Here is a 26,091-nt window from a genome sequence, read left to right as displayed (position 1 = left end):
TTGAAAAAGTCAGACGGTCTTCGCCGCCGTATCGGGCCGCCAGACCAGCAGCCGGTTCTCGATCATGGTCACCGCGGTGTCGATCACGATCACGAAGATCGCCAGGATCAGCATGCCGGAAAACACGCCGGTGACGTCGAACACGCTTTCCGCCTCGTGAATCTTGTAGCCCAGGCCGCCGGCCGAACCGAGATACTCGCCCACCACGGCGCCCACCAGCGCGAAGCCCACGGAGGTGTGCAGGGATGAGAACATCCAGGTCAGCGCCGCTGGCCAGTAGACATGGCGCAGCAGCTGGCGTTCGTTCATGCCCAGCATGCGCGCATTGGCCAGCACGGTGGGGCTGACTTCCTTGATGCCCTGGTAGACGTTGAAGAACACGATGAAGAAAACCAGCGTGAAGCCCAGCGCCACCTTCGACCAGATGCCAAGGCCGAACCACAACGCGAAGATCGGCGCCAGCACCACGCGCGGCAGGGCATTGGCCGCCTTCACATAGGGATCGAAGATCGCCGCCAGCAGCTCGCGCCGCGCGAAAGCGAAACCCACCACGATGCCGCCCAGCGCGCCGATGGCAAAGGCCAGCACGGTCTCCAGCAGGGTGATACCCAGATGGCGCCAGATCTCGGTGCCGGCGAAATCCTTGGCCGTGCGCGCCAGCACATCCAGCGGCGTGGAGAAGAAGAAGGGTGGCATCAGCGGCTTGCCGTCGATCACCGGCACGGTGGTGAGCAGATGCCACAGTACCAGGAAGCCCAGGCCCACCAGCACCTGCAGCACGAGCAGCTTGCCGCGATTCATCGGCGCCTTCATGATTGGGCTTCCTCGCTCATCTCGTAGGTCTTCTGTACTTCCACGCGCAAGCTGGCCCAGATCGCATTGTGGATCTGGTGGAAGGCGGGTTCGGTGCGGATTTCGGCGATGTCGCGCGGTCGCGGCAGCTCGACGCGGAAGTCGCCGACGATGCCGGCCGCCGGCCCGGCCGACATCACGATCACGCGGTCGGCCAGCGCGATGGCCTCTTCCAGGTCGTGGGTGACGAACAGCACGGCCTTGCGGTCGCCGGCCTCGTCGCTGGCGGACCACAGCGACAGCAGCAGGTTGCCCATGATCTGCCGCGTCTGCGCATCCAGCGGGCCGAAGGGTTCGTCCATCAGCAGGATCTGCGGATCGCGGATCAGCATCTGCGCCAGCGCCACGCGCTTGCGCTGCCCGCCGGACAGCATGTGTGGATACCGGTCGGTGAAGCTTTTCAGGCCCACGCGGGCCAGCCAGGCCCGGGCGCGGTCCAGCGCTTCCGCGCGGTTCACACCTTGCGGCTCCAGCGCCACGGCCACGTTGTCGATCGCGGTCTTCCACGGCATCAGCGCATCGGCCTGGAACAGGTAGCCGGCCCTGGCATTCAGGCCCACCAGCGGCGCGCCCAAAATCTCGACGCTGCCGGCCGAGGGTTTCAGCAGGCCGGCGGCGGCATTCAGCAGGGTGGACTTGCCGCAGCCGGTGGGGCCGACGATGGCGACGAATTCATGGGGCGCCACCGACAGGTCGATGCCGGCCACGGCGCGATGGGTGCCGCCGGTCTGCAGCTGGAAGGTGATGTCCAGCCCGGCGAAGCGCACCGCCTGGGCGGCGGGATTGGGCCGCGCGAAGGCGGCGGGCGGGCCCGCGACGGATGACGACTGGCCTGCAGAGGACTGACTCGAGGGCATGGCCTGAACGGACAAGGCCGGTTTCCTTCCCAAAATCGTTGTTGCGCCTATGAAAAGCGGAAGGCGCAGACTAGCCAGCGGTCGCCTGTCGAGTAAAGGGGCGCAAAGTCAGACGACGCATAGTCTGAGGGCGGCGTTAGCCGGCCGCGTGCGGAGCGGACATCCGCTCGGGTCCGCCCGGGTCCGTTCCGGTCGATTTCAGGCTCATTCAGGTCGGTTTCGGCCCATTCGGGTTCGTTCGGGTCCGTTGGCGTATCGCCGTTTATCGTCGCATAACGCGCCCCAGGGCCGTTTATGGCAGCCAAAGGGGCTTTTTGACGTGGTTGCGGGGATCAGTTTCCCGCCACCCTGCCTAAAATTCGCCGTTTACGGAGCAAAACCCGTATGCCGGCCCCGGCGGGGGCGCCGGAACCGACATACGGAATTATGCAATCTCACTCTCGATTGCTCTGCCGGGTGGGGCGGCATTAAGAACAAAAATAGTACATTTGGCAGATTTGGCAAGATGCCGATATTCAGATGCCGGCATCAGAGGTAAATCCGGGGTTCCAAGACGCGAGATGCAATACGTGCCCGATCCCTCTGCCCCGCCGATACGCCAAGCCCGGCGCGCCGACCTGTCTGCTCTGCTGGATCTGTATCGCCAGCTTCATGCCGGTGATCCACCAATTGATCTGGACCGAGCGAAGCAGGCGTTTGATGCCATGCTGGGCCAGCCGGGGCTGACGGTCTTTGTTGCCGAGGCCGATGGGCGCCCGGCGGCGACCTGCACTTTGATTGTGGTGCCCAATCTCACACGCGGCGCACGGCCCTATGGCCTGATCGAAAATGTGGTGACGGATGCCGGCTTTCGCAGCCGTGGTTTCGGCCGCACCGTATTGAAGGCCGCGATTTCTGCCGCCTGGCGGCAGGATTGCTACAAGGTAATGCTGATGACCGGCCGCAGCGACGAAGCCACCTTGCGCTTCTACGAGCACAGCGGCTTCAGTCGCGGCAAGACGGCGTTCCAGATAAACCGGCCTTGATGGCCTGAATCTCACACCGCGCGCAGCAGCACCTGGGCGGCGCCGGCGGCGATGCGGATGGCGCCGTCAGACAGCCGCACGCGTTCCATGGCGTTGTCGATGGGGCGGTCGTCGATGCTGGTTTCGCCCAGGGTGATCAGTTTGCGCGCGGCGTCGCGGTTCACCGCCAGGCCAGTCAGCACCAGCAGTTCGGCCAGCGACACGCCTTCGGCCAGGTGCGATTTCTGCAGCGCGACCTCAGGCAGGTTCAGGTCAGGCGGCAGGCCGGACTCGGCAGATTCGGACTTGGTTAGATCAGAGGCGGGGGTTTGCATGAGAGGTCTCCTTGAGGGCCGGGTTCTGAGCCACCGGGCCGGAGACCTTCTGTGATGTTGCAAGCCGCCGACCTCGGCGGCTGCAATGGTTCAGACAATGACCTGCGCGCCGCCCGTATGGGAGGAGGTAAAATACTGCCAATAGCGGTAGGTCGCGGTCATGGCGGGCAGTCTAAGCGCCGGTTCGCGCCGCCGTCAACCGGGCTTCGCAGCCGGCGGGGCGCTTTGCCGCAGCCCTGTGATCCCGGTTACGATGGCAGCCATGAACCAGACCACCGATCCGCGCCGCCATGCGCCGGCCACCCTGCGCAACCGCGAGGCCATCCTGGCCGTGCTGCGGGATATATTGCCAAAAGAAGGCCTGCTGCTGGAAATCGCCAGCGGCAGCGGCGAGCATGCCGCCTTCATGGCGCCGCTTCTTGCGCCTCTGGTCTGGCAGCCGAGTGATTATGAGGCCGAGGCCCTGCCCTCCATCGATGCCCATGCGGCCGACAGCGGCGCCACCAACATCCGGCCGGCGTTGCGCCTTGACGTGACGGCGGCGGAATGGCCGGTTGCAAAGGCCGATGCGCTGCTCTGCTGCAACATGATCCATATCGCGCCCTGGATGGCAGCCGAAGGACTGATGGCTGGCGCGGCGCGTCTGCTGCGTGATCCGGATGCGCCACTCATCCTCTACGGTCCGTTCAAGCGCAACGGTCTGCATACCGCGCCGTCCAATGCCGCCTTCGACGACAGCCTGAGGGCGCGCGATCCGGACTGGGGCGTGCGCTGCCTCGACTCAGAGGTCGCGCCGCTGGCCGCACGCCATGGCTTCACGCGGATGGATGTTGTGCCGATGCCGGCCAACAATCTTACGGTGGTCTTCCGTCGCGGTTGATTCACGCCGCCTGCGGTGTGGTTGTTTCAGGCTGGGCCTTCTGGCCGGCGCGCCAGGCGAAGCGCGGATAAAACCGCTCCATCATGCGCTCGACATAATCGACCAGATTGTGAAACCCTTCGGCGCGGCGGCGCAGGGCATTGTCGAAATACGGCGAGAGGATATTGGCGAGTTGGGCGAACACGATGGCATCAGTGCCGGTGGCGCGCTCGCCGAACAGATAGGTCTTGCCGCCCAGCAGCACCGAAAGCGAGCGCAGCGAACGCGCGCCCAGTAGCACGATTTCGTCGTGGCTGTGGCGCGTGATGCCCACAGCGAACAGGTTGGCCATCACCTTTTCGCGCAGGGCGCGGCGCAACTCTGTGCGCTGCGGCTCGGGCACGGCGTCATACCAGCGCGCCGGGCCGTTTTCGAAACTCGCGTCGTCGGCATAGCGGAAATAGGTCATCACCCAGCCAAGCTGGTTCTCGGCCATGCGTTCCATCGCCCAGGCCACCGCGCGTTGTTCGGTCGACAGGCAGGCATCGAGGTCGAGGCCGTATTTCTGTTCGATATAGCTGCGGATGAAGGTGGAATCGGCCACCGTAACATCGCCGTCGATGATGAAAGGCAGCTGGCCCTTGGGCGAGTCGATGGGCTGGGCGCGCACATGGATATAGGGCAGGCCGGCGAGCTGAAGCTGCACCTCGGTCTTCATCGTATAGGGGCTCACCTCGGGCAGGCCAAAGGCGGGGCCGCCGCCATGCAGGCGGATCGGCTGGCGGGCGGCAGGCGGCAGATAGTTCATGGTCGGCTCCGGGGAATGAGGAGGCAATGGCGGCGTTGCCAGGGAAAAGCCGGCAACGGCAGCCGTTGCCATGGGAAACGCTTGTAGCGAACCCCTGCTGCCACCATGCTGTCAGCATCGCTTCGTTAGACATGGCCCATGAGAAAAGCCGACCGCCTGTTCCAGATCGTGCAGATCCTGCGCCGCGCCCGCCGCCATCCGGTGACGGCCGAGGCGCTGGCGCAGGAACTGGAGACATCGAAACGCAGCGTCTATCGCGACATCGCGGCGCTGATGGCGCAGCGCGTGCCGATCCGCGGCGAGGCCGGCATGGGCTATGTGCTGGACCATGGCTTCGACCTGCCGCCACTGATGCTCACGCCGGATGAAATCGAGGCGGCGGTGCTGGGCGCGCAATGGGTGTCGCGCCGCGCCGATCCGGTGCTGGGGCGTGCGGCGCTGGACCTGATCGCCAAGATCGCCCAGGCCGTGCCAGAACGCCTGCGTCCCTATGCGGCCGAACCGGCCAACACGGCGCCGCCAAGCTGGAACCTGCAGCCCGATGCCATCGACATGGCGCAGACGCGGCTTGCCATCCGCACCGGGCGCAAGATCGCGCTGGATTATCGCGACGAGCAGGGCCGCGAGACGAAGCGCGTGATCTGGCCGGTCACGGTGGGTTATTTCGACACCGTGCGCATGATCGTGGCCTGGTGCGAACTGCGCGGCGATTTTCGCACCTTCCGCACCGACCGCGTGCTGGCCGCCGATTTCCTCGACGAGCGCTACCCCGATCGCCCCAGCGCCCTGCGCGCGAAATGGCAGAAGGCCCAGCGCAGCCGGCCGTCCTGCGAGGCCTGATGTCCGGAAAACCAGTGCCTTGAAATTCATGGGCGGCATGCCAGATTGTCGCGGCATGTCTTTCCCTGCCTTCCAGCATTTTGGTTCTTCCCATGGATAGCGTGACCCAGCTTCTGTTCGGCGGCGTGGTCGCCCAGGCCGGCGCGCGCCGCGTGCTGGGCCGTCGCGCAGTCGCCGCGGGTGGACTGATCGCCACCCTGCCCGATCTCGATGTGCTGTCGCGGCTGTTCGGCCACGAGGCCATCACCGATGGCTGGCTGTATCACCGCGCCATCACCCATTCGATTCCGGCCACACTGGTCTATGGCACGGCCATCGGCTGGCTGATCTGGAAAGCCGAGCGCCTGCGCCGCAAGCCGGCCGATACGGAAGAGGACCGCAACCGCCGCCATTGCTGGATGTGGCTGGGTGCGCTGTGCTGCGTCACGCATCCCGTGCTCGATCTCTTCACCGCCTATGGCACGCAGCTTCTGGCGCCGTTCAGCCAGGTGCGTTTCGCCATCGATGCGATGCCGATCATCGATCCGCTCTATTCGCTGCCGCTGCTGGTCGTGTTCCTGTTCGGGCTGTTCAGCCGGGAGAAGGCGCGCCATGTGCAGCGCATGGCGCGCATCGCGCTGGTCTATGTCGTGCTCTACACCACCATGGCCTGGGGCATCGGCCTGCATATGCAGGATCGCGCGCGTGAGGAATTGCGCGCGCGGAACCCGGTGCAGGCCGATGTCGCGCGCGTCGCCGCCTATCCGGTGATCTTCCAGCCCTGGTGGCGGCGCATCGTGGTCGATCTGCCGGATGCGATCCTGATCGGTTTCGCCTCGCCGTTTGCGAAGGCGCCGATTGCCTGGCAGACGATTCCACGGCCCGACCGCAGCGACGCGCTGAAAGCCGCCGAGGCGACCCACGAGGGCCGTGTGTTCCGCTGGTTCGCCGACGGGCGGCTGCACTGGACGCTGAAACCCGATCCGGCGGCTGGCAATGCCGGCGGTTTCATCGCCGAGGCGCGCGATTACCGTTATGGCATGCCGGGCGACAGCATCCTGGGTTTCTGGGGGCTGCGCTTCCGCCTTGATGCACAACACCGCGTGCTGGGCGAACCCGAACGGCTGGCCGAACGGCCGGGATTCAGCCGCGCGGGCTGGGCCGAATTGTGGAACGGCGTGCTGGGGCGTTGATTCCGTTGGCTGAATCGGCCTGGGCCGCGCCTGACTGGCAAATTCGGGCCCGATGCATTATATAAATACCAGCCCGTAACCCGCGCCTCCGCAGCGCGGGCAACCCCTTCCAGGGCAGCGCAGCTCTTCGCCGGACAAGGCCGCGAAGCGCCAAATTACTCCACGCCGTCGCAGCCCTGCCATTTTGGTCGCCGCGCATTTCCGCCAATACGACCGCCGTCCTGTCGCTGCTGCCGGCATGACGGGAAATCGCCAGTTTCAACAAAGGATACCGCATGTCGTCTACGACCACCGCCGAAGTCGCCCGTCTCCGCGCCGAGGAGCGTTTCAAGAAGACCGCCCTGCGCGAGCGCGAGGCGGCCGAGGCGCGCAAGCACGAGGAAGAGAGACAGCGCGCGGAATATGCCAAGGTAGACCGCCTGCGGGCCCTGCGCCTGGCCCGCGACGCCGAACAGGCCGAGGTGGCCGCCCGTAGCCAGGAAGAAAAGCGCCTAGCCGCCGAAACCGCGGCGGAACAGCCGGTTGCGCCCAAGCGCAAGCGCCGCGTGGCCAAAGCCGATGCCCCGGCCGACACAGCCAAAGCAGAGTCCTGATCGTCTTCCATGCAACCCGGCGTCGGCCTGACCCCTAGCCATCGGGCCGGGCCGTCGCTTATAGTCCCCCGGCTATGCCAGACCGACCTTGTCCGGGCGTCGTGCCCGCCCTCGCCGGCCGCGTCCGTCCTTCCGCAGCCCTGTCCCGTACACTGCTTCGCCTGAAGGCGCGTCATGTCGCTGGCGCTTGAGCTGATCCTCATCGCGGCGTTGATCCTGCTGAACGGCCTGCTCGCCATGTCGGAGCTCGCCGTGGTGTCGGCGCGGCGCGCGCGGCTGGAGGCGCTGGCACGCAAGAAAACCGCCGTGGCGCGCGGCGCGCGGCTGGCGATGAAACTGGCCGGCGATCCGGGCCGCTTCCTGTCCAGCGTGCAGATCGGCATCACCCTGGTCGGCATCCTGGCCGGCGCGTTTTCCGGCGCCACCCTGGCCGACCGTTTCTCCACCTGGATCGAGGCCACCTACCTGCTGGCCGAACCGATTGCCGATGGCATCGCCTTTACGGTTGTGGTCGGCACGGTCACCTATCTGTCGCTGATCATCGGCGAACTGGTGCCCAAGCAGCTCGCGCTGAAAAAGCCCGAACCCATCGCCGCCGCGATGGCGCCCTTCCTGGCGGGCCTCGCCTGGATCGCCAGCCCCGTCGTGTCGCTGCTCGATGTCTCGTCGAAGATCGTGCTGCGCCTGCTGGGCGCCGGCGCCAGCAACAAGGAAGCGGTGACGGAAGAGGAAATCCGCCACCTGGTGGCCGAAGCGGAAAGCGCCGGCACGGTGGAACCGGCCGAACGCCAGATGATCGCTGCCGTGCTGAGACTGGGCGATCGTGCGGTGCGCAGCGTGATGACGCCGCGCCACGATCTCGACTGGGTCGATCTCGACGCGCCGCATGAAGAGATGGTGCAATGCCTGCGTGAAACCATGCATCTGCGCCTGCCGGCGGCCCATGGCTCGATCTCCGAACCGGTCGGCATGATCGGTGTGAAGGATGTGTTCGACGCGCTGCTCGATGGCGGCCGCGACCAGGTTGCGGCCAAGGGCCTCGCCGCCTTCGTGCATCCGGTGCCGGCGGTGCATGAAAGCGCCGATGTGCTGGACGTGCTGACGCTGCTCAAAGCCTCGCCGGCTGGCATGGCCTTCGTGGTGGATGAATTCGGCAGCCTGGAAGGCGTGGTGACGGCGAACGACATCCTGCAGACCATCGCGGGCGATTTCGCCTTCCCCGATGGCGAGGCGCCCGACCTGGTGCAGCGCGAGGATGGATCGTGGCTGATCGACGGCAGCTTGCCGCGCGAGGACATGGCGGAAAAACTCGGCCTGCATCTGCCCGAGGAAGAGGGCCATACCGTGGCCGGGTTCCTGCTCGCGCGCTTCGGCCGCCTGCCGGTGGCCGGCGACGCGGTGGAATGGCATGGCTGGCGCTTCGAGGTGATGGACATGGATGGCCGCCGCATCGACAAGGTGCTGGCGGTGCCGCCGCAGGAAGCGGTGGCGGCCCATGATTCCTGATCGCGCTTAAGAGAAGCGCGCGGGGTTTCAGGTAATTATCGGTCGCGGTGAAACCGGTGTGAAATCCGGCGTTCCTGTATGGATGGCCGTGGAGAAGACAAAAAAAGGGGCCGCATCGAAGATGCGGCCCAAGTCTAGGGAGGAAACGCCCGAGAAGGGCATGCAACAAACCGGAAGCTTGTTGCGATGCACAAACTAATCCCTTCGCATCCGCAGCGCAAGAGGGAAAAGGCGTGTTGGGCGTCACATTAACAAAAACATATACTTGCGACATTTTTTGAGCCGAATCGGCCCACCGCGCGACAGATTGTTAGCCTGCATTCTATTGTGCGGGCGCGAAAAGGCGATGAGTGTTGCGCCCGGAACACAGGCAGCCGCTTTTTTGATCAGCACGTGACGGGCAGGCAGAAGGGCGTAAGCGGACGAATCGGCCGGTCCCATCCGATCCCGCAGGCGATTTCGGGCCGATAACGACTGGGCAGCAAAAAGCCCGCTCCGGATGAGGGAGCGGGCCTGCGATACGCCTGGCCTTCAGGCGGGGGATTTTAGCGGAAGCTGCCGTGATACTCGTCGTTGGGCCGCATCTCGATGGCGGCTGCCATGCGGTTGCTCATGTTGAAAAAGCTGATCGTGGCGGCGATGTCCCAGATGTCGCGGTCGCTCCAGCCGGCATCGCGCAACGCCTGGCGGTCGGCCTCGACGATCTTGTCCGGGCTTTCGGTCAGTTTGGTGGCGAATTCGAGAGCGGCGCGCATCTTCGGCGTCAGATCGGCGGCGCGCCAGTTCATCACCATCAGTTCGCCCAGTTTCGGATCGCCCGAGATCTGCCGTACGGCGGCGCCATGGGCGGTGAGGCAGTAGAAGCAGTGGTTGATGCTGCTGACCACCACGGCGATCATCTCGCGCTCCAGCTTGCTGAGGCCCGAGGGCGCCAGCATCAGCTCGTTATACATCTCCGAAAAGCCGCGCAGCTTCTTGGCGTCGAAGCTGTAGCTGAGCAGCACGTTCGGCACGAAGCCGATCTTCTCGTCGCATTTGGCGAAATAGGCCTGGGTGTCGGGATCGAGATCCTGGCGCTCGGGCACCGGGATGTTCAGCGCATGGGGGTGCGGTTTTCCGCTCTTGGGGGACTGGCTCATGGTTTCCTCCGTTTCTGGAGCCAGACTAGGGCGAAATCCGCATGGAACAAAGCGTCCCGCCGGGGGTTACCCGAGGGCATTCTGACGCAGGAGGCCCTCATGCACGTCGCATCCATGATCCGCACGCATCCCCAGGTCGGCGGCGATGCCGCGCCGAATGAAACCCTGATCCGCTGCATCGAGGCCTGCCTCGACTGCGCCCAGACCTGCATCGCCTGTGCCGATGCCTGCCTGGCGGAAGACACGGTCGAGCAGCTGCGGCAATGCATTCGTCTCGACCTGGATTGCGCCGATCTGTGCCAGGTGACCGCCACGGTGGCATCGCGGTGCACCGGCGCAAACCAGACGACGTTGCGCGCGCTGCTGGCGGCCTGCGCCGAAGCCTGTCGGGTTTGTGGCGAGGAATGCGAACGTCATGGGGAGATGCATGGCCATTGCCGCATCTGCGCCGCGGCCTGCCACCATTGCGAACAGCTTTGCCGCCAGGTGGGCGACGCGGTCGCGCCGGTGCTGCAGTAGGCGTGGCTTTATCCCAATACTGCCATGCCCGGCTTTGTGCCGGGCATCCACGTGGTGGCGCCAGGAAAACGTGGATGGCCGGAACAAGTCCGGCCATGACGGTTATTTCAATGCGGTAAGAGGCCCCTGACTTCCAAAACCTCGGCGGCCGGCGTGACAATCTTTGATTACTGCGGATCGAAGCCGTCCGCGCGCGCGTCAGCGCGCGTCGAAGCCGTTCTTGAAACCGCCGACCTGGCCACGATGGCGCAGCAGGTGATCGGCCAGCACGAGCGCCAGCATGGCCTCGCCCACCGGCACGGCGCGGATACCGACGCAGGGATCGTGCCGGCCCTTGGTGACGATCTCGGTCTCAGCACCGAAGCGGTCGATGGTGGCACGCGGATTGAGGATGGAGGAGGTCGGCTTCACGGCGAAGCGCACCACGATCTCCTGGCCCGAGGAGATGCCGCCCAGGATGCCGCCAGCCTGATTGGAGGTGAAATCCGCGCGGCCGTCGCTGCCCAGCCTCATCTCGTCGGCATTCTGCTCGCCGGTCAGGCGGGCCGACGCAAAGCCGGCGCCGATCTCCACGCCCTTCACGGCATTGATGCTCATCATGGCGGCGGCGAGATCGGCATCCAGCTTGCCATAGATCGGCTCGCCCAGCCCGGCGGGAATGCCGGACGCGCGCAACTCGACGACGGCACCCACAGAGGAGCCCGCCTTGCGGATACCATCCAGGTAATCTTCCCATTCCATGGCCATTTTCGGATCGGGGCACCAGAAGGGATTCTGCGTCACGCTGTCCCAGTTCCAGTTCGCCGGGTCGATGGTCTTCTCGCCCACCTGCACCAGCGCGCCGCGGATCTGCACGGCGGGACCAATCAGACTTGCAAGCACGTTGCGCGCCACCGCGCCGGCGGCCACGCGGGCCGCCGTCTCGCGCGCCGAGCTGCGCCCACCGCCGCGATAGTCGCGGATGCCGTATTTGCTCCAGTAGGTGTAATCGGCGTGACCGGGACGGAACTTGTCCATGATCTCGCCGTAATCCTTCGAGCGCTGGTCGACATTCTCGATCAGCAGTGAAATCGGCGTGCCGGTGGTCTGGCCTTCGAACACGCCCGACAGAATTTTCACTTCATCCGGTTCGCGCCGCTGGGTCACGAAACGCGAGGTGCCCGGCTTGCGCTGGTCCATCCAGTGCTGGATGTCGGCTTCCGACAGCGGCACGCGCGGCGGCGTGCCGTCGATCACGCAGCCCAGCGCCGGCCCGTGGCTTTCACCCCATGTGGTGACGCGGAAGAGCCGGCCGAAGCTGTTATCGGACATTGTGCTTGCTTACTCGGCCTTCTTGCCGCCGAGGGAAAGCAGCAGGTCGGCCACCTGGGCGGCCTGGTCGGTCGCCACCATGCCGACGGCGTGATAGCCGCTGTCGACGTGATGCACTTCGCCGGTGACGCCCGAGCCCAGATCGGACAGCAGATACAGGCCGGCGCCGCCGACCTGCTCGATGGTCACGTTCTGGCGCAGGGGCGCGTTCAGCTCGTTCCATTTCAGGATATAGCGGAAATCGCCGATGCCGCTGGCGGCCAGGGTCTTGATCGGGCCGGCCGAGATGGCGTTGACGCGGATACCCTTCTTGCCCAGGTCGGCGGCAAGGTAGCGCACGCTTGCTTCAAGAGCTGCCTTGGCCACGCCCATCACGTTGTAATGCGGCATGACGCGCTCGGCGCCGTAATAGGTCAGCGTGATGGCGCTGCCGCCATCGGTCATCAGCTTCTCGGCGCGCTGCATCACGGCAGTGAAGCTGTAGCAGCTCACGTTCATGGTCAGCGCGAAATTCTCGAAGCTGGTGTCGATATAGCGGCCCTTCAGCTCGTTCTTGTCGGAAAAGCCGATGGCATGGACGATGAAATCGAGTTTGCCCCAGGCCTTTTCCAGCGCAGCAAAAGTGGCGTCGATCGAAGCCGGGTTGGTGACGTCGCATTCCAGCACATGCTGGGCGCCGATGGTCTGTGCCAGCGGCCGCACGCGTTTTTCCAGCGCCTCGCCCTGGTAGGTGAAGGCCAGTTCGGCGCCCTGGGCATGCACCGCCTTGGCGATGCCCCAGGCCAGCGAACGGTCGTTGGCGACGCCCATGATAAGGCCGCGTTTGCCATGCATGAGCGGTTGCGGTTGCGACATAAATCCCCCGGTAAGGCTGTGGCGCGAGACGGCCGGCGCAGCCGCTGCGGCGCTCCTGGCACGAAACACTGGGCGGCGAGAGTAGCCCAAAGCCGGGTTTTGGCCAAGCGGCCTAAGCCATTATGATGAAAAGAAGATCGGCTATAGACCCGGTTCGTATGCCGGCCGCTGCGCCGACCGGCTCGGGTGTGCCAAGTCCGGCCAGGTGCGGTCGGCGGCACTTGGCAGCGGTCCGATCTGCTCGCGCTGCTGCTGCAACAGATCGCCGGGCAGGCCGAGTAGGGGAGGAGAGACGAACATCAAGCCCCTGAGGGTGCGAAGGCTGCGTTTCATCTCGTCTTGCAGGGGCGGCAGCAGGCCTTCTGCCTCGGCGCGGTCGAGCGCCTGGGCCGTCACCGGTCCCAGATCGCCATCCACCAGCAGCGGGCCGCCGCGATAGGGCCCACGCGCCGCCTGCTGCGGCCGTGGCGCGGGCTGGTCGGGCCACAGCAGGTCGTTCAGGCCATCCTGCATCAGTTTGACGAGTTCGCTTCCGGCTTCGCCGAGCAGGCGGGGCGATTGTTTCATCGCCTTGTACCAGTCGTCGAGTTCGCGGCCGAAGGCACGCAGCGTATCCTCGCGCCGGGTTTCCGCGCTGTTGCGTCGCGACTGTTCGGGCAGGTCGCGCTGCGGCATACCGCGCAGAGGCCGGCCCGTGGCATCGGTATCCTGCGCTGCGTCGCCGTAAAGATGGCGATAGGTGTCGCTGACCAGACGGAAAGCATCGTCATGGCGCGGATGCTGCGGTTTCAGGTAGGCGTCATGGGCCTGCAGGGTATGCAGGTCGGCACGCGACAGATCGGCCGGCTGCTTGCTCAGTGTGAAATCCAGCCAGCGTTCCGGCGCGGGTGGCAGCGCACTGAGGCGGGATTCGAAAGATGCCGATGCATCGCTGTGTTGCGCATCCAGCGCCTCGTTCTGCGGATTGCCATGAAACCCTTCGATCTCCATCAGGCCCTGCGATGGCAGGGTTTTGGCGCGTTCAGCGAGTTCCTCGCGGAAATAGCGGTCGCTGATCGGTTTCACATCCCGCTGCATGCCGTCGAAGATCTGCTTCCAGTTTTCCACATCGGTTGGATTGCTGGGAAAATCGGGTGCATCGCGCAGATGTATGCCGGCGGGCAAACCCCAGATGCTGCCGATCGCAGGCTGCAGCCGCGTCGGGAAATAGGCTTCCTTCGGGATGCCGCGCGCTTCGAAGACGTCACGATGATACTCAACGCTCTGCGGACCGGTGACGCGGTGATCGCCGGTCTCGGCGAGATTGCGTTCGCGTTGCGCCAGATCGGCGGCGGCGATCTCGCGCCTGATCGCGGCGCGTTCGGCATCATCCAGATCGCGACCACGAGCCTCGCGAACAAAGCGGTCGAGCCGCGTATTGGCGATCTCGCCGTTTTTGCCGCGGTTGGCGGCGACGTCGCGCGCCAGCCCGGCATAGGAATCCTGTTTCTCCAGCGCGGTCCAGTAGCCATCGATGTCGTTGTCTTTCAGGCGGGCGCGGGCGGCATCCAGGGCGTTGCGCTGCTCGGCAGATGACGGGCGGCGAGAGGGCATGTAAATCTCCTATTCTAAAATGATCATGATTTGTTCTTAAACAAGAATGGCCGGCATCAGCCGATCATCCGGAATATCAGGGACGTCGCCAAACTAATCAAAATGAACAGGGTCATGGCGCTCCAGGGCAGCAGGAGCAGGGTGCCGGCAATGCCGAGCCCGATCCAGTAAGGCCGCCGGCGCATGGGCGGCATGAAGCGGCGGATGGCGAATCCGGCCAGCGCCAGAAGCGTGCCATAGATGCCGACGCGGATCGCCCAGTATGCCAGATGGTGGTAGATCGAACCCTTGCCGCCGACTGAAATGGCGACCGCCTCGGTGGCGAAAATGATCATGGACAGAAAGGGGATCGCCAGCAGGACGCAGAACAGGATCGTCAGCAGCCGCCAGCCCCGGCCGCTGCGGTCGGGTGGCGATCCTGCTGGTGACGGTGCGGCGTCCGGGCTGAGGTCGGGCATGGGCTCGGCTGGTTAACAGGTGCCTGAATATGCGGGTAGTCTGATCGATTGTCAATACATAAAGAGAACAAAACCGGATATTATTCCTGTATTCACCGCCTGCTGTCTGACCGGGCCGCTTATTCGGCGGTTTCCTGTCCGATGCTGCGGGCCCGTTCCAGCCGCTGGCGTACGGCATCCTCGGGCAGTCCGACCTGCGCCAGCGCCAGGGCGCCGAGCTGCAGCGAGGCTTCGGCGGCTTCGGCGATCACCTGGGCCGCGCCCAGTTTGCGCAGATGCTCGGCATGGCCGTGGTCGCGGGCGCGGGCGAAAACCGGCAGATGCGGCCAGGCGCGATGGGCCGTGGCGACCAGATGCCCGGCGGCTGCGGGATCGTCCAGCGTCACCACCAGGGCCTGGGCGTGGCTGGCCGACAGTTTCTCCAGCAATTCGACCCGGCTGGCATCGCCGTAATGCACCGGCCGGCCGGCGCGGCGTTCGGTCGTCACGGTTTCGGCATGGGCATCCAGCGCCACCCAGGGAATCTGTTCGGCATCCAGCAGGCTGGCGATCATGCGGCCGACGCGGCCATAGCCGCAGATCACCACATGGCCTTCCTGGTGTTCGGCATCGTCCTTCACGCCATGCGCCGAGTAGGCCGTGCGATCCGACATCGTCTGCGCCACGCGCCGCGCCGCCTGGGCAATAAAGGGTGTGGCCAGCATCGACAGCGATACGACCAGCAGCATGAACTGCGCCGTCTCGGTCGGCAGCAGGCGATACCGCTCGCCCAGGCCCACCACCACGAAAGCGAATTCGCCGCCCTGGCCCAGCAGCAGGGCCATTTCCAGCGCGGTGCTGCGGCTCTGGCCGAACAGCAGTGCGAGCGCGGCGATGATGACACCCTTGATGACGAACAGGCCGATCACCGACAGCAGGATCCACAGCGCATGATCGGCCGCGACGCGCAGATCGATGCCCATGCCGACCGACAGGAAGAACAGGCCGAGCAGCAGGCCCTTGAAGGGTTCGATGCTCACCTCGACGGCATGACGGTATTCGCTTTCCGCCAGCAGCAGGCCGGCGAGAAAGGCGCCGAGCGCCATGGAAAGGCCCGCGATGCCGGTGGCCGCCGCCATGGCGATCACCACCAGCAGGATCAGCGCCATGAACATCTCGGGGCTTTTGGCACCACCGGCCAGGCGGAACAGCGGCCCCAGCAGGCGCCGGCCGATCACGATGATTCCAACAATGGCGGCGATGGCAATCACCAGCGTCTCGCCCACCTGCAGCATCATGTTTTCGCCGCTGACGCTGCCGGCGGTGGCCAGGAAACCGACCATGAACAGGATCGGCACCACGGCCAGATCCTGCATCAGCAGGATGGCGAAACTGGCGCGGCCGACCGGCGTGCCGCCACGCCGGCTTTCGATCAGCAGCTGCATCACGATGGCGGTGGAACTGAGCGCGAGGCAGCTGCCCAGAATGATCGCGGCCGGCCCGCTGTTGCCGAACGCCATGGCGATGCCGCCGATCGCGGCGGCAGCGATCAGCACCTGGGCCAGGCCCAGGCCGAGCACGAGGCGCTTCATCTGCCACAGCCGGTCGAGCGAAAGCTCCAGCCCGATCATGAACAGCAGGAAGATGATGCCGAATTCGGCGATCAGCCGCACGCCGGCGATGTCGCCGATGGTGACATAGCCCAGCCAGGGCAGGCGGTCGGCGAACAGCGCCAGGCCGTAAGGACCGATCAGCAGGCCCACGGCGAGGAAGCCGAGCACGGGGCTCAGCCTCAGGCGGTGGAAAACCGGCACCACGATGCCGGCCGCCACCAGGAAAACGATCAGCTCGCGGAAATAGGGAATGGTCTCGGAATGCTCCATGCCTGACCTTCGCCTACCCGGAGCGGATCGTCAAATAATCGTATCGGCTCGATTTTTTTCTGTAGCTGCAACAGCATTTCCAGCGGTGGAATAGGGCCACAACTGATCTAGAGCAAAGCAGCCTGCGCCCTGCCAGGGCATCACCACGGCAATTACAAAGCCGTAATCCTCCCTGCAACGATTCTCCCGAAAGCCTGCCATGTCTTCCATCACATCGACCGTCGCCGCCCCAGCCGTCGACCAGAAGGGTATCGATCAGGGGGGCGCCAATGCGGGGCGCGGCCTCTCCGTCCTGGTCCGCATCATGGCGATCATTCTGGTCGCCATCGCCAGCCTGGCGATCCAGCTCGGCATCGATCTCTACCAGCTACGCGGCAGCCTGCTGGAGGATCGCGCCACCAAGACCCGCGAACTGGTCGAGGTGGCCCATGGCATCGTGCAGCAGTTCGGTACTGCTGCCGAGACGGGCGCGATGAGCCGCGAGGCGGCGCAGCAGGCCGCTTTGGCCATGCTGCAGGGGCTGCGTTACGGCGGGCGGGAGTATTTCTGGATCAACGACCAGAAGCCCGTGCTGCTGATGCATCCCTTCGCAAAGGACCTGGTAAGCCGGGATGTGAGTTCATATGCCGATCCCGACGGCAAGAAGATCTTCGTCGAATTCACCCGCATCGCCCGCGAAAAGGGCGAAGGCGCGATCGAGTATCGCTGGCCCAAACCGGGCAGCAGCGAGCCGGTGGAGAAAGTCTCCTACGTGAAGGGCTATGCACCCTGGGGCTGGGTGGTCGGCAGCGGCATCTATCTTGATGACGTCGACGCGGTGATGCGGCAGCAATTCATCAAGACCGGCATCGCCGTCACCATCAACGGCCTGATCCTGGTGCTGTTCGGCTGGATGCTGGCGCGCGCGGTGGCCCGCCCGCTGCATGCCCTGACCGAGGCGATCGACCGCCTGGCGCATCGCGACTGGAAAACCGAGGTGCCGCATACCGGGCGCGGCGACGAGATCGGCGCCATCGCCCGTGCGGTCGGCGTGTTCAAGACCAACGGCATGGAAAACGACCGGTTGCAGCGCGAGGCCGAGGAAACCCGCCGCCAGGCCGACGAACAGCGGGAAGCCCGCGAGGCGCGGGAACAGGCCGCCGCTCGCGAGATCGCAGCTTTGTGCGAGGAGATCGCTCATGGCCGGCTGGAGACGCGCCTGAGCGAGGCCGGCAAGGATGGTTTCCTGCTGGAGGTGACGCGGCGGCTGAACAAACTGACCGCCACTCTGCACAGCGTGACCGGCGAACTGGCTGGCGTGATCCATGGCATGGCCGAAGGCGATGTCAGCCGCAGCGTGGCCGGCGATTATGACGGCGTCTTCGCCGACCTGAAGGACAGCGCCAATGCCATGGCGGCGACCCTGCAGCGGTTTGCCGGCGAACTGTCGCAGTCGGTTTCGACCCTGCAACAGGCGGCAGCGGAAATCTCATCGGGTTCGGAAGACCTGGCCGGCCGCACCGAAAGCCAGGCCGCGGCGCTGGAGCAGACGGCCGCCGCCATGCATGAAGTGACGGCGACGGTGAAGCAGAATGCCGAGAACGCGCATTCCGCCGACCAGCTGGCCAGCGATACGCGCGGCATCGCCCATCACGGCGGCGATGTGGTGCGCAATGCGGTCAGCGCGATGAGCGCCATCGAGCAGGGCGCGCAGAAGATCGCCGACATCGTCGGCCTGATCGACGAGATCGCCTTCCAGACCAACCTGCTCGCGCTGAATGCTTCCGTTGAGGCAGCCCGCGCGGGAGAAGCTGGCAAGGGTTTCGCTGTTGTCGCTCAGGAAGTGCGCGCGCTGGCGCAGCGCAGTGCGAACGCGTCGAAGGATATCAAGGCGCTGATCCAGGACTCGAATGCCCAGGTGAAGACCGGCGCCGAGCTGGTCAAGCGGACCGGCGGGTCGCTGGGCGAGATCGTCGCCGCCGTCGACAAGGTCAGCGGCATCGTGGCCGAAATCGCCAATGCCTCGAACGAGCAGTCGCGCGGCCTGGACGAGGTGAACGTGGCGGTCGGCAACATGGACGAACTGACCCAGCGCAATGCCGCGCTGGTCGAGCAGACCCATGCCGCCGCCCAGTCGCTCAATACGATGGCGCGCGGGCTGGCCGAACTGGTCGCCTTCTTCAAACTGAAGTCGGCTTCGCGGCCCAGATTGCTGGCGGCGGAATGAGGATGATTCCAGCCTGGGCGTGATGCAGGTCAAACCCGGTGCCGTGTTTTGGACCGGGCGCGGCGTTTTGCCGCCGCTGGCGGGCTTGCTGTAGCAAACGCCTCGCAATAGCGTCGGCCTGCCCCGCCCAAGCATAGGAGAGCCGCCGCCATGATGCCGGTCGCTGTCGAATCCTTTTTCATCGTGCTGCGCGAGGGGCTGGAAGCCCTGCTGGTGGTCGCGGCTCTGGCCGCCTTCCTGCAGCGCGCCGGCGAGGGCCATCGCCGCGTAGCATTGCTCTGGGGCAGCCTCGCCGCGCTGGCGGGCAGCGCCGGTGCCGCCTGGATTTTCTACGCCTTCTTCGGCGGCGCCCATGACGACCTCACCGAGGCCATCGTGATGTCGGTGGCGGCCGTGCTGCTACTCTATGTCAGCGGCTGGCTCTGGCTGCGGCAGGATCCGGAAGGCTGGAAGCGCCGCCTGCAGGCCCAGACCGAACAGGCGCTGCGCGCCGACAGGCCATGGCTGCTGGCCGGCATCGCCTTTCTCGCCGTCTTCCGCGAGGGCGCCGAGACGATCCTGTTCCTGCACGCGGCCATGGCCAATGCCGAGGCCGGCGCGCAAAGCGGCGTGCCGGGCATGCTGCTGGGCTTGGGCGGCGCCGGGCTGGCGCTGGCGCTGATCTATCTGGCGATGACGAAACTTGCGCTGCGCCTGCCGTTGCGCCCGGTCTTCGCCGTCACCTCCGCGCTGCTGTTCCTGCTCGGCCTGCGCTTCATCGGTGGCGCGCTGCTGGAATTCCAGGAGATCGGCTGGCTGCCCTATGACGATGTCGGCCTGCCGGCCTGGGCGGTGCAGGCGGGTTTCAACCCCACCATCCAGGCCATCGGCCTGCAGGCCACGCTGCTGCTGGCGGCGGGCTTGTTCGCGCTGCTGCAAGGGCGCCAGCGCCGCCGCGCGATGGCATAACCGGACAACAAAAAGGCCGGACGGCATCGCTGCCGCCCGGCCTTTGGCTTTACGCTGGCCTGAAGCTCAGCCGAGGATCGACTGCAGCTTCATCGCCACGCCCATATTGCCCTTCACCTTCAGCTTGCCCATCATGAAGGCGGTGGTGGGGTCGAGGTCGCCGCTGCTCAGCGCGATGAAATTGTCCATCGAGATGGTGATGGTGCAGTCGGCCTCGGCGTCTTCGTTGCTGACGGTGCCGGCATTGCCGTCCACGAAGATCTGGCCGTCATCGCCGAAATCGAATTTCACCGTGGCGTCGATTGCGCCCGGCTTCACGCGCTGGCTCATCTGCTGGGTGATCTGGTCGAGCGACATGTGGCCTCCCTGGCTCGTGTGAATCGCTGAGAAATGATGCAGGCTTCCGCAACGGCATCGACATCTGCGAATTGACGCAACGTCAACAGCCACGCGGCTTTGGCGGCACCCTATATTGACGTTTACGTAAGCGTCAAGTAGCGTCGCTGCAACGCATAAAAACAGCATGCAGTCTTGTTTGACTGCTGTCAGGGAGTGAAACGGATGGCGGCGGTTTCGGGTCCGTATCGTTCGGTATTTCGCGATGGCCTGTTCGCCGGTCAGGTGATCGTGGTCACCGGTGGCGGTTCGGGCATCGGCCGCTGCACCGCGCATGAACTCAGCCATCTGGGCGCGACGCTCGCGCTGATCGGCCGCAAGATCGAAAAGCTGCAAAGCGTGGCCGAGGAACTGCGTGCAGATAATCCCGGCTGCGAGGTCGACATCTTTTCCTGCGACATCCGCGAGGAAGACAAAGTCGCCGAGACGGCGAAGGCGATCCTCAAGCGCTTCGGCCGCATCGACGGCCTAGTCAACAATGCCGGGGGCCAGTTCCCGGCGCCGCTCAGTCAGATCAGCCAGAAAGGCTGGGATGCCGTGGTGCGCAACAACCTCACCGGCGGCTTCCTGATGGCGCGGGAATGCTACACCCAGTGGATGGCCGATCATGGCGGCGCCATCGTCAACATCGTGGCCGACATGTGGAACGGCATGCCCAATATGGGCCATTCGGGCGCGGCGCGTGCCGGCATGGTGAATTTCACCGAAACGGCGGCCTGCGAATGGGGCGTCTCGGGCGTGCGGGTGAATGCCGTGGCGCCGGGCTGGATCGCATCCTCTGGCATGGACACCTATCCCGACTGGATGAAGCCGTTGATCCGTGGCATGCGCGACCATGTGCCGCTGCAGCGCCTGGGCACCGAGGCGGAAGTCTCGGCTGCCATCGTCTACCTGCTGTCGCCGGCGGCAGGCTTCATCTCGGGCACCACGTTGCGCGTGGATGGCGGCGTGCCCAATGCGCGGCGGCATTATCCCTTGCCAAAACACGACCGGTCGCAGGCCTTCGACGGTTTCCACCGTTCGGTGATGCCGAACGTGCTGCAGGAGAAATAATCCGATGGCGGTGCTGCGCTCGCAGGTCGACACAGGTTCGGAAAGCTTCAAGCAGAACCGCGCCGACATGCTGGCGCTGATCGAGGGCTTCCGCACGCTGGAACAGCGCGTGCGCGATACCTCCGATGCCCGCAAGCCGGTATTCGAGAAACGCGGCCAGCTCACGCCGCGCGACCGGCTGGCCCATGTGCTGGATCGCGGTGCGCCGTTTCTCGAAATCTCGACGCTCGCCGGCTACAGGATGCATGACGACGACGGCGCCGAGAATATCATGGGCGGCGGCTTCATCGCCGGCATCGGCTTCATTGCCGGCATCCGCTGCATGGTCACGGCCTCCGATTCCGGCATCAAGGGCGGCACCATCGCACCGATGGGCCTGCGCAAGAGCCTGCGCGCCCAGGAGATCGCCGTGCAGAACAAGCTGCCGGTGGTGAACCTGGTGGAATCCGGCGGCGCGAATCTCAATTACCAGGCCGAGATCTTCGTCGATGGCGGACGTGGCTTCGCCAATCAGGCCCGCCTCTCGGCCGCCGGCATCCCGCAGATCACCGTGGTGCATGGCTCGTCCACGGCAGGCGGCGCCTATGTGCCGGGCATGAGCGATTATGTGGTGGTGGTGAAAGGCCGGGCGAAGATTTTCCTGGCCGGGCCGCCGCTGCTGAAATCCGCCACCGGCGAAATCGCCACCGACGAGGAACTGGGCGGCGCCGAGCTGCATGCGCAGGTCTCCGGCGTGGCGGAATTCCTGGCCGAGGACGATGCCGACGGCCTGCGCATCGCGCGCGAGATCATGGCGCGCCTGCCCTGGAACGAGCGTGGCCCGCAGCTTCGCAAAAAAAGCTGGACCGCGCCGCTCTACGATCCGGACGAACTCTGCGGCGTGGTGCCGGTGGATTACCGCAAGCCCTATGACGTGCGCGAGGTGGTGGCGCGCCTGGTGGATGGCAGCGAGGCGGTGGATTTCAAGCCGCTGTATGGCCCGCACACCGTCTGCCTGCAGGCCGCCATCGAAGGCGAGGCGGTGGGCATCATCGGCAATAACGGTCCCATCGATACCGAAGGCGCGGTGAAGGCCGCGCAGTTCATCCAGCTCTGCGACCAGGCCGACATGCCCATCGTGTTTTTGCAGAACACCACCGGCTACATGGTGGGCAAGGACGCGGAACGCGGCGGCATCGTCAAGCATGGCTCGAAAATGATCCAGGCCGTGACCAATGCGCGCGTGCCCAAGCTGACGCTACATATCGGCGCCAGCTTCGGCGCCGGCAATTACGGCATGTGCGGCCGGTCCTATGATCCGCGTTTCATCTTCGCCTGGCCCAACAACCGCATCGCGGTGATGGGTCCGGAACAGGCCGCCGGCGTGCTGGCCATCGTGGCGGAAGAGAAATTCCGCCGCGCCGGCGCCGAGGTCGATGCCACCGTGATCGAGGGCATGAAGGCAAAAGTCGTGAAGAAGATGGAGGCCGAAAGCACGGCCCTGTTCGCCACGGCGCGGCTGTGGGACGACGGCCTGATCGACCCGCGCGACAGCCGGCGCGTGCTGGGGCTGTGTCTAAGCGTCTGCCGCGAAGGCGACGCGCGGGTGGTCAAGCCGAATGCCTTCGGCATCGCCCGCATGTAACGAATAAAAAGAAAGATCGAGGAGCGCAGAGAATGGACTTCACGCCGGAACACAAGAGCATCCACGACAACATGAAGAAATTCATCGAGGCGGAGATCAATCCGCATGTCGATGAATGGGAAAAGGCCGGCATCTTCCCCGCCCACGAATTGTTCAAGAAGATGGGCAAGATGGGTTTCCTCGGCATCAACAAGCCGGTGGAATATGGCGGCCTCGGCCTAGATTACTCCTACCACATGGTGATGACCGAGGCGCTGGGCTACATCAATTGCGGTGGCGTGCCGATGGCGATTGGCCTGCAGACCGACATGGCGACGCCGGCGCTGGCGCGCTTCGGCTCCGACGAGCTGCGCAAGGAATTCCTTAGCCCCAGCATCAGCGGCGATTATGTCGCCTGCCTGGGCGTGTCCGAGGTCGGTGCCGGGTCGGACGTGGCCGGCATCAAGACCACGGCGAAAAAGGACGGCGATGATTACGTGATCAACGGCGGCAAGATGTGGACCACCAGCGGCACCCAGGCCGACTGGATGTGCCTGCTGGCCAATACCGGCGAAGGCCCGGTGCACCAGAACAAGTCGCTGATCTGCGTGCCAATGAAGACCAAGGGCGTGCAGATCGCGCGCAAGCTCGACAAGATGGGCATGCATTCCTCGGATACGGCGCAGATCTATCTCGACGACGTGCGCGTGCCGCAGCGTTACCTGATCGGCCAGGAAGGCCATGGCTTCATGTACCAGATGGTGCAGTTCCAGGAGGAGCGCCTGTGGGCCGCCGCCTCCAGCCTGATCAGCCTGGAGCGCCTCATCGAGCAGACCATCGAATATACCCGCCAGCGCAAGACCTTCGGCCAGCCGATCCTGGACAATCAGGTGGTGCATTTCCGCCTCGCCGAACTGCAGACCGAGGTGGAGCTGCTGCGCGCGCTGACCTACCGCGCCGCCGACCTGCTGGTGAAGGGTGAGGACGTGACGCGGCTGGCCTCGATGGCCAAGCTGAAATCCGGCCGCCTGGCTCGCGTCGTCACCGATGCCTGCCTGCAATATTACGGCGGCATGGGCTTCATGAACGAAACCCCGGTCAGCCGCGCCTATCGCGACACCCGCCTGGGCTCGATCGGCGGCGGCGCCGACGAGATCATGCTGGGCATTATCTGCAAATACATGGGCATCCTGCCGGGCAAGAAGAAGTGAACGCGGCGATCGAACCCAAAAGAAAAGCCGTCATGCCCGGGCTTGTCCCGGGCATCCACGACTTCTTATGGAGCGCGAAGGCAAAGACGTGGATGGCCGGATCAAGTCCGGCCATGACGATGTGGGGCAAGGGATGACGAAACCCTTCGACACCATCCTGATCGCCAATCGCGGCGAGATCGCCTGCCGGGTGATCCGTTCGGCCCGCGCGCTGGGATATCGCACCGTGGCGGTCTACTCCGAGGCCGATGCCGGCGCGCCGCACACCCTGCTGGCCGACCGCGCGATCTGCATCGGGCCGGCGGAAGCGAAACAGAGTTATCTCAGCATCGACGCGATCCTGAACGCCGTCCGCGCGTCAGGCGCGCAGGCAGTCCATCCGGGTTATGGCTTCCTGTCGGAGAACGAGGCCTTCGCCCAGGCCTGCACGGACGCCGGCCTTGTCTTCATCGGGCCGCCGGCATCCGCCATTGCCGCCATGGGCAACAAGGCCGCGGCCAAGCGGCGCATGATCGAGGCCAAAGTGCCCTGCGTGCCGGGCTATCAGGGCCCAAGTACTGATTCTGGGCAATCCGATGACGTCCTGCTGCATGAAGCGGAAAAGATCGGCCTGCCGGTGATGGTGAAGGCGGCGGCCGGCGGCGGTGGACGCGGCATGCGGCTGGTGCGCCAGCATGCCGAATTGCTGCCCGCCATCCAGTCGGCGCGCTCGGAAGCGGAGAATGCCTTCGGCTCGCCCGAACTGATCCTGGAAAAGGCCGTGGTGGATGGCCGCCATGTGGAAATCCAGGTTTTCGCCGATGGCCATGGCAACGTAATCCATCTGGGTGAGCGCGATTGCAGCGTGCAGCGCCGGCACCAGAAGGTGATCGAGGAAGCGCCCTCGCCGGCGGTGGGTGCCGGGCTGCGCGCGCAAATGGGCACGGCAGCCGTGGCGGCGGCAAAGGCGATTGGCTATGTCGGCGCCGGCACGGTGGAATTTCTGCTGGATGGCAACGGTCGCGATTTCTATTTTCTGGAGATGAATACCCGCCTGCAGGTGGAGCATCCGGTGACCGAGATGATCACCGGCCTCGATCTCGTGGCCTTGCAGATCCGCGTGGCCGCCGGCGACAGGCTGCCGCTGTCGCAGGAGGATGTGCGGCTGCATGGCCATGCCATCGAGGCGCGGCTTTATGCCGAGGCGCCGTATAAGAGCTTTCTGCCGCAAAGCGGCGAGCTGGTGCTGTGGCAACCGCCAACCGGCGATGGCATCCGCGTCGATCACGGCCTGCATGACAGCGGCCAGACGATCTCGCCTTTCTACGATCCGATGATCGCGAAGATCATCGCCCATGGCGCCACCCGCGAGGAAGCGCGCCGCCGGTTGATCGTCGCGCTCGAACGCTGCGTGGCGCTGGGGATCGAAACCAATCGCGGCTTCCTGCTCGATCTGCTGCGGCATGCGGAATTCGCCGCCGGCCGTACCACCACGCGCTTCATCCCGCAGCATTTCGCTGAACCCGCCGCACTGGCCGCCGACGATACGCTGTTGAATATCGCGGCCCTGCTGTGGTTCGAGCGCGCGGCTGCCGCCTGCGGCCATGATCCGGCTTATGCATGGTCCTCCACCGGGCGGCTGGCCTCGCCGGTGCTGCTCCAGCATGGCGAAGCGAAGGCGAAACGGCTTGTTGCGCCGCTAGGACACAATCGCTACCGCGTGCAGGACCAGGAGATCGCCGTATTGCGCCGTGACGGCGAACAGTTGCGTTTACGGGCGGACGGGCAGGAATGCGATGCGGTTTTTGCCTTTGCCGGTGACAGCCTGCATCTGGCCCTGGGCAGGCAGGACTTCGCCTGCCGCGACGTCACCTATCTGCCGCCAGCCGAGGCCGAAGGCGCGGCCGAACGCGAGTTGCGCGCGCCGATGAACGGCAAGATCGTTGCCGTGCTGGCCGCCGAGGGTGAGGCCGTGAAAAAGGGCCAGCGCCTGGTGATCATGGAAGCCATGAAGATGCAGCACGAGATGGTGGCGCGCGTGGATGCCGTGGTCGAGAAACTGCCGGTGAAGGTCGGCGATCAGGTGGCGACGCGGCAATTGCTGGCCGCGCTCAACCCGGCGGCGGAATAGC

25 protein-coding genes are annotated in these 26,091 nt (G+C 65.2%); 13 read left to right on the top strand and 12 right to left on the bottom strand.

The window, feature by feature from the left end:
• Positions 1 to 9: 9 nt before the first annotated feature.
• Positions 10 to 813: an ABC transporter permease gene (locus ACK4FJ_RS05885; RefSeq protein ID WP_409764921.1), complete on the bottom strand. Its 804-nt coding sequence runs from the start codon at positions 811 to 813 to the stop codon at positions 10 to 12.
• Entirely contained in the window at positions 810 to 1,724 is a 915-nt protein-coding gene (locus tag ACK4FJ_RS05880; RefSeq protein ID WP_409764920.1) for an ABC transporter ATP-binding protein, read from the bottom strand. The genes ACK4FJ_RS05885 and ACK4FJ_RS05880 overlap by 4 nt, the downstream gene beginning before the upstream one ends.
• A 473-nt stretch (positions 1,725 to 2,197) precedes the next feature.
• Here ACK4FJ_RS05880 and ACK4FJ_RS05875 point away from each other — a divergent pair, with 473 nt between their 5' ends.
• Complete coding sequence (locus ACK4FJ_RS05875; RefSeq protein WP_409764919.1) at positions 2,198 to 2,734, top strand: N-acetyltransferase family protein; 537 nt, start codon at positions 2,198 to 2,200, stop codon at positions 2,732 to 2,734.
• A gap of 11 nt (positions 2,735 to 2,745) precedes the next feature.
• Here ACK4FJ_RS05875 and ACK4FJ_RS05870 read toward each other — a convergent pair whose 3' ends face one another.
• The gene (locus ACK4FJ_RS05870) at positions 2,746 to 3,048 is read right to left on the bottom strand and encodes a hypothetical protein (RefSeq protein WP_409764918.1); all 303 of its coding nucleotides are present in this window, start codon (positions 3,046 to 3,048) and stop codon (positions 2,746 to 2,748) included.
• Positions 3,049 to 3,310: 262 nt separating this feature from the next.
• Between ACK4FJ_RS05870 and ACK4FJ_RS05865 the strand changes: the two genes are divergently transcribed.
• Positions 3,311 to 3,928 carry a DUF938 domain-containing protein gene (locus ACK4FJ_RS05865; RefSeq protein ID WP_409764917.1) on the top strand — a complete coding sequence of 206 codons (618 nt, stop codon included), beginning with the start codon at positions 3,311 to 3,313 and terminating at the stop codon, positions 3,926 to 3,928.
• Between the two features lies 1 nt (position 3,929).
• Here the strand turns inward: ACK4FJ_RS05865 and ACK4FJ_RS05860 are convergent, their stop codons facing one another.
• The gene (locus ACK4FJ_RS05860; RefSeq protein WP_409764916.1) at positions 3,930 to 4,715 is read right to left on the bottom strand and encodes a glutathione S-transferase family protein; all 786 of its coding nucleotides are present in this window, start codon (positions 4,713 to 4,715) and stop codon (positions 3,930 to 3,932) included.
• Between the two features lie 138 nt (positions 4,716 to 4,853).
• Between ACK4FJ_RS05860 and ACK4FJ_RS05855 the strand changes: the two genes are divergently transcribed.
• The 4 genes from ACK4FJ_RS05855 (at position 4,854) to ACK4FJ_RS05840 (ending at position 8,826) form a co-directional block, all read left to right on the top strand.
• Positions 4,854 to 5,555: a helix-turn-helix transcriptional regulator gene (locus ACK4FJ_RS05855; protein WP_409764915.1), complete on the top strand. Its 702-nt coding sequence runs from the start codon at positions 4,854 to 4,856 to the stop codon at positions 5,553 to 5,555.
• A gap of 92 nt (positions 5,556 to 5,647) precedes the next feature.
• Positions 5,648 to 6,727, top strand: coding sequence for a metal-dependent hydrolase (locus ACK4FJ_RS05850; RefSeq protein WP_409764914.1), 1,080 nt, complete (start codon positions 5,648 to 5,650; stop codon positions 6,725 to 6,727).
• 275 nt (positions 6,728 to 7,002) lie between these two features.
• Positions 7,003 to 7,320 (top strand): hypothetical protein, encoded by a 318-nt coding sequence (locus ACK4FJ_RS05845; protein WP_409764913.1) that lies wholly within the window; start codon positions 7,003 to 7,005, stop codon positions 7,318 to 7,320.
• A gap of 174 nt (positions 7,321 to 7,494) precedes the next feature.
• Positions 7,495 to 8,826 (top strand): hemolysin family protein, encoded by a 1,332-nt coding sequence (locus ACK4FJ_RS05840; RefSeq protein ID WP_409764912.1) that lies wholly within the window; start codon positions 7,495 to 7,497, stop codon positions 8,824 to 8,826.
• A gap of 545 nt (positions 8,827 to 9,371) precedes the next feature.
• Here ACK4FJ_RS05840 and ACK4FJ_RS05835 read toward each other — a convergent pair.
• A complete protein-coding gene (locus ACK4FJ_RS05835) occupies positions 9,372 to 9,965 on the bottom strand; it encodes a peroxidase-related enzyme (protein WP_409764911.1) in 594 nt (197 codons plus the stop codon).
• Positions 9,966 to 10,064: 99 nt separating this feature from the next.
• Between ACK4FJ_RS05835 and ACK4FJ_RS05830 the strand changes: the two genes are divergently transcribed.
• Positions 10,065 to 10,484 carry a four-helix bundle copper-binding protein gene (locus ACK4FJ_RS05830; RefSeq protein WP_409764910.1) on the top strand — a complete coding sequence of 140 codons (420 nt, stop codon included), beginning with the start codon at positions 10,065 to 10,067 and terminating at the stop codon, positions 10,482 to 10,484.
• 198 nt (positions 10,485 to 10,682) lie between these two features.
• Here ACK4FJ_RS05830 and aroC read toward each other — a convergent pair whose 3' ends face one another.
• The 6 genes from aroC to ACK4FJ_RS05800 form a co-directional block, all read right to left on the bottom strand.
• Complete coding sequence (aroC, locus tag ACK4FJ_RS05825; protein ID WP_409764909.1) at positions 10,683 to 11,795, bottom strand: chorismate synthase; 1,113 nt, start codon at positions 11,793 to 11,795, stop codon at positions 10,683 to 10,685.
• A 9-nt stretch (positions 11,796 to 11,804) separates the two neighbouring features.
• Positions 11,805 to 12,650, bottom strand: coding sequence for an enoyl-ACP reductase FabI (gene fabI, locus ACK4FJ_RS05820; RefSeq protein ID WP_409764908.1), 846 nt, complete (start codon positions 12,648 to 12,650; stop codon positions 11,805 to 11,807).
• Between the two features lie 141 nt (positions 12,651 to 12,791).
• On the bottom strand, positions 12,792 to 14,243 hold the full coding sequence (locus tag ACK4FJ_RS05815; RefSeq protein WP_409764907.1) for a hypothetical protein: 1,452 nt from the start codon (positions 14,241 to 14,243) through the stop codon (positions 12,792 to 12,794).
• Between the two features lie 56 nt (positions 14,244 to 14,299).
• The gene (locus tag ACK4FJ_RS05810; protein ID WP_409764906.1) at positions 14,300 to 14,701 is read right to left on the bottom strand and encodes a hypothetical protein; all 402 of its coding nucleotides are present in this window, start codon (positions 14,699 to 14,701) and stop codon (positions 14,300 to 14,302) included.
• Positions 14,702 to 14,820: 119 nt separating this feature from the next.
• Positions 14,821 to 16,563, bottom strand: a complete 1,743-nt coding sequence (locus ACK4FJ_RS05805; RefSeq protein ID WP_409764905.1) for a cation:proton antiporter — start codon at positions 16,561 to 16,563, stop codon at positions 14,821 to 14,823.
• Positions 16,564 to 16,593: 30 nt separating this feature from the next.
• Positions 16,594 to 16,773, bottom strand: coding sequence for a hypothetical protein (locus ACK4FJ_RS05800; RefSeq protein WP_409764904.1), 180 nt, complete (start codon positions 16,771 to 16,773; stop codon positions 16,594 to 16,596).
• On the opposite strand from ACK4FJ_RS05800, the gene ACK4FJ_RS05795 reads away from it, so the two are divergent.
• Together ACK4FJ_RS05795 and ACK4FJ_RS05790 are read left to right on the top strand one after the other, a co-directional pair.
• Positions 16,763 to 18,769 carry a methyl-accepting chemotaxis protein gene (locus tag ACK4FJ_RS05795; protein ID WP_409764903.1) on the top strand — a complete coding sequence of 669 codons (2,007 nt, stop codon included), beginning with the start codon at positions 16,763 to 16,765 and terminating at the stop codon, positions 18,767 to 18,769. The genes ACK4FJ_RS05800 and ACK4FJ_RS05795 overlap by 11 nt on opposite strands.
• Positions 18,770 to 18,919: 150 nt before the next feature.
• The gene (locus tag ACK4FJ_RS05790) at positions 18,920 to 19,717 is read left to right on the top strand and encodes an FTR1 family protein (protein WP_409764902.1); all 798 of its coding nucleotides are present in this window, start codon (positions 18,920 to 18,922) and stop codon (positions 19,715 to 19,717) included.
• 66 nt (positions 19,718 to 19,783) lie between these two features.
• On the opposite strand, the gene ACK4FJ_RS05785 is transcribed toward ACK4FJ_RS05790, so the two are convergent.
• Positions 19,784 to 20,074 (bottom strand): SCP2 sterol-binding domain-containing protein, encoded by a 291-nt coding sequence (locus ACK4FJ_RS05785; protein ID WP_409764901.1) that lies wholly within the window; start codon positions 20,072 to 20,074, stop codon positions 19,784 to 19,786.
• A gap of 204 nt (positions 20,075 to 20,278) precedes the next feature.
• Here ACK4FJ_RS05785 and ACK4FJ_RS05780 point away from each other — a divergent pair, with 204 nt between their 5' ends.
• The 4 genes from ACK4FJ_RS05780 to ACK4FJ_RS05765 all read left to right on the top strand — a co-directional run bounded on the left by ACK4FJ_RS05780 (position 20,279) and on the right by ACK4FJ_RS05765 (position 26,090).
• Positions 20,279 to 21,166, top strand: coding sequence for an SDR family oxidoreductase (locus tag ACK4FJ_RS05780; protein WP_409764900.1), 888 nt, complete (start codon positions 20,279 to 20,281; stop codon positions 21,164 to 21,166).
• A gap of 4 nt (positions 21,167 to 21,170) precedes the next feature.
• Entirely contained in the window at positions 21,171 to 22,790 is a 1,620-nt protein-coding gene (locus ACK4FJ_RS05775; RefSeq protein ID WP_409764899.1) for an acyl-CoA carboxylase subunit beta, read from the top strand.
• A gap of 32 nt (positions 22,791 to 22,822) precedes the next feature.
• Positions 22,823 to 23,980 carry an acyl-CoA dehydrogenase family protein gene (locus ACK4FJ_RS05770; RefSeq protein ID WP_409764898.1) on the top strand — a complete coding sequence of 386 codons (1,158 nt, stop codon included), beginning with the start codon at positions 22,823 to 22,825 and terminating at the stop codon, positions 23,978 to 23,980.
• A 67-nt stretch (positions 23,981 to 24,047) separates the two neighbouring features.
• Positions 24,048 to 26,090: an acetyl/propionyl/methylcrotonyl-CoA carboxylase subunit alpha gene (locus tag ACK4FJ_RS05765; RefSeq protein WP_409764897.1), complete on the top strand. Its 2,043-nt coding sequence runs from the start codon at positions 24,048 to 24,050 to the stop codon at positions 26,088 to 26,090.
• Position 26,091 lies beyond the last annotated feature (1 nt).

The organism is Ferrovibrio sp. (genome assembly GCF_046297595.1).
Taxonomy (GTDB): domain Bacteria; phylum Pseudomonadota; class Alphaproteobacteria; order Ferrovibrionales; family Ferrovibrionaceae; genus Ferrovibrio.
The sequence above is the reverse complement of the archived record's forward strand: the minus strand, read 5'-3'. Positions and strand labels throughout refer to the sequence as shown.

Excerpts from the sequence above, each read along its gene's own strand:
- fabI (WP_409764908.1), bottom strand. The coding sequence starts at position 12,650 with ATGTCGCAACCGCAACCGCTCATGCATGGCAAACGCGGCCTTATCATG.
- ACK4FJ_RS05860 (WP_409764916.1), bottom strand. The coding sequence starts at position 4,715 with ATGAACTATCTGCCGCCTGCCGCCCGCCAGCCGATCCGCCTGCATGGC.
- ACK4FJ_RS05800 (WP_409764904.1), bottom strand. The coding sequence starts at position 16,773 with ATGGAAGACATGGCAGGCTTTCGGGAGAATCGTTGCAGGGAGGATTAC.
- ACK4FJ_RS05885 (WP_409764921.1), bottom strand. The coding sequence starts at position 813 with ATGAAGGCGCCGATGAATCGCGGCAAGCTGCTCGTGCTGCAGGTGCTG.
- ACK4FJ_RS05835 (WP_409764911.1), bottom strand. The coding sequence starts at position 9,965 with ATGAGCCAGTCCCCCAAGAGCGGAAAACCGCACCCCCATGCGCTGAAC.
- ACK4FJ_RS05775 (WP_409764899.1), top strand. The coding sequence starts at position 21,171 with ATGGCGGTGCTGCGCTCGCAGGTCGACACAGGTTCGGAAAGCTTCAAG.
- ACK4FJ_RS05840 (WP_409764912.1), top strand. The coding sequence starts at position 7,495 with ATGTCGCTGGCGCTTGAGCTGATCCTCATCGCGGCGTTGATCCTGCTG.
- ACK4FJ_RS05810 (WP_409764906.1), bottom strand. The coding sequence starts at position 14,701 with ATGCCCGACCTCAGCCCGGACGCCGCACCGTCACCAGCAGGATCGCCA.
- ACK4FJ_RS05770 (WP_409764898.1), top strand. The coding sequence starts at position 22,823 with ATGGACTTCACGCCGGAACACAAGAGCATCCACGACAACATGAAGAAA.
- ACK4FJ_RS05805 (WP_409764905.1), bottom strand. The coding sequence starts at position 16,563 with ATGGAGCATTCCGAGACCATTCCCTATTTCCGCGAGCTGATCGTTTTC.
- ACK4FJ_RS05845 (WP_409764913.1), top strand. The coding sequence starts at position 7,003 with ATGTCGTCTACGACCACCGCCGAAGTCGCCCGTCTCCGCGCCGAGGAG.
- ACK4FJ_RS05785 (WP_409764901.1), bottom strand. The coding sequence starts at position 20,074 with ATGTCGCTCGACCAGATCACCCAGCAGATGAGCCAGCGCGTGAAGCCG.
- ACK4FJ_RS05865 (WP_409764917.1), top strand. The coding sequence starts at position 3,311 with ATGAACCAGACCACCGATCCGCGCCGCCATGCGCCGGCCACCCTGCGC.
- ACK4FJ_RS05855 (WP_409764915.1), top strand. The coding sequence starts at position 4,854 with ATGAGAAAAGCCGACCGCCTGTTCCAGATCGTGCAGATCCTGCGCCGC.
- ACK4FJ_RS05790 (WP_409764902.1), top strand. The coding sequence starts at position 18,920 with ATGATGCCGGTCGCTGTCGAATCCTTTTTCATCGTGCTGCGCGAGGGG.
- ACK4FJ_RS05815 (WP_409764907.1), bottom strand. The coding sequence starts at position 14,243 with ATGCCCTCTCGCCGCCCGTCATCTGCCGAGCAGCGCAACGCCCTGGAT.
- aroC (WP_409764909.1), bottom strand. The coding sequence starts at position 11,795 with ATGTCCGATAACAGCTTCGGCCGGCTCTTCCGCGTCACCACATGGGGT.
- ACK4FJ_RS05830 (WP_409764910.1), top strand. The coding sequence starts at position 10,065 with ATGCACGTCGCATCCATGATCCGCACGCATCCCCAGGTCGGCGGCGAT.
- ACK4FJ_RS05780 (WP_409764900.1), top strand. The coding sequence starts at position 20,279 with ATGGCGGCGGTTTCGGGTCCGTATCGTTCGGTATTTCGCGATGGCCTG.
- ACK4FJ_RS05850 (WP_409764914.1), top strand. The coding sequence starts at position 5,648 with ATGGATAGCGTGACCCAGCTTCTGTTCGGCGGCGTGGTCGCCCAGGCC.
- ACK4FJ_RS05795 (WP_409764903.1), top strand. The coding sequence starts at position 16,763 with ATGTCTTCCATCACATCGACCGTCGCCGCCCCAGCCGTCGACCAGAAG.
- ACK4FJ_RS05870 (WP_409764918.1), bottom strand. The coding sequence starts at position 3,048 with ATGCAAACCCCCGCCTCTGATCTAACCAAGTCCGAATCTGCCGAGTCC.
- ACK4FJ_RS05765 (WP_409764897.1), top strand. The coding sequence starts at position 24,048 with ATGGAGCGCGAAGGCAAAGACGTGGATGGCCGGATCAAGTCCGGCCAT.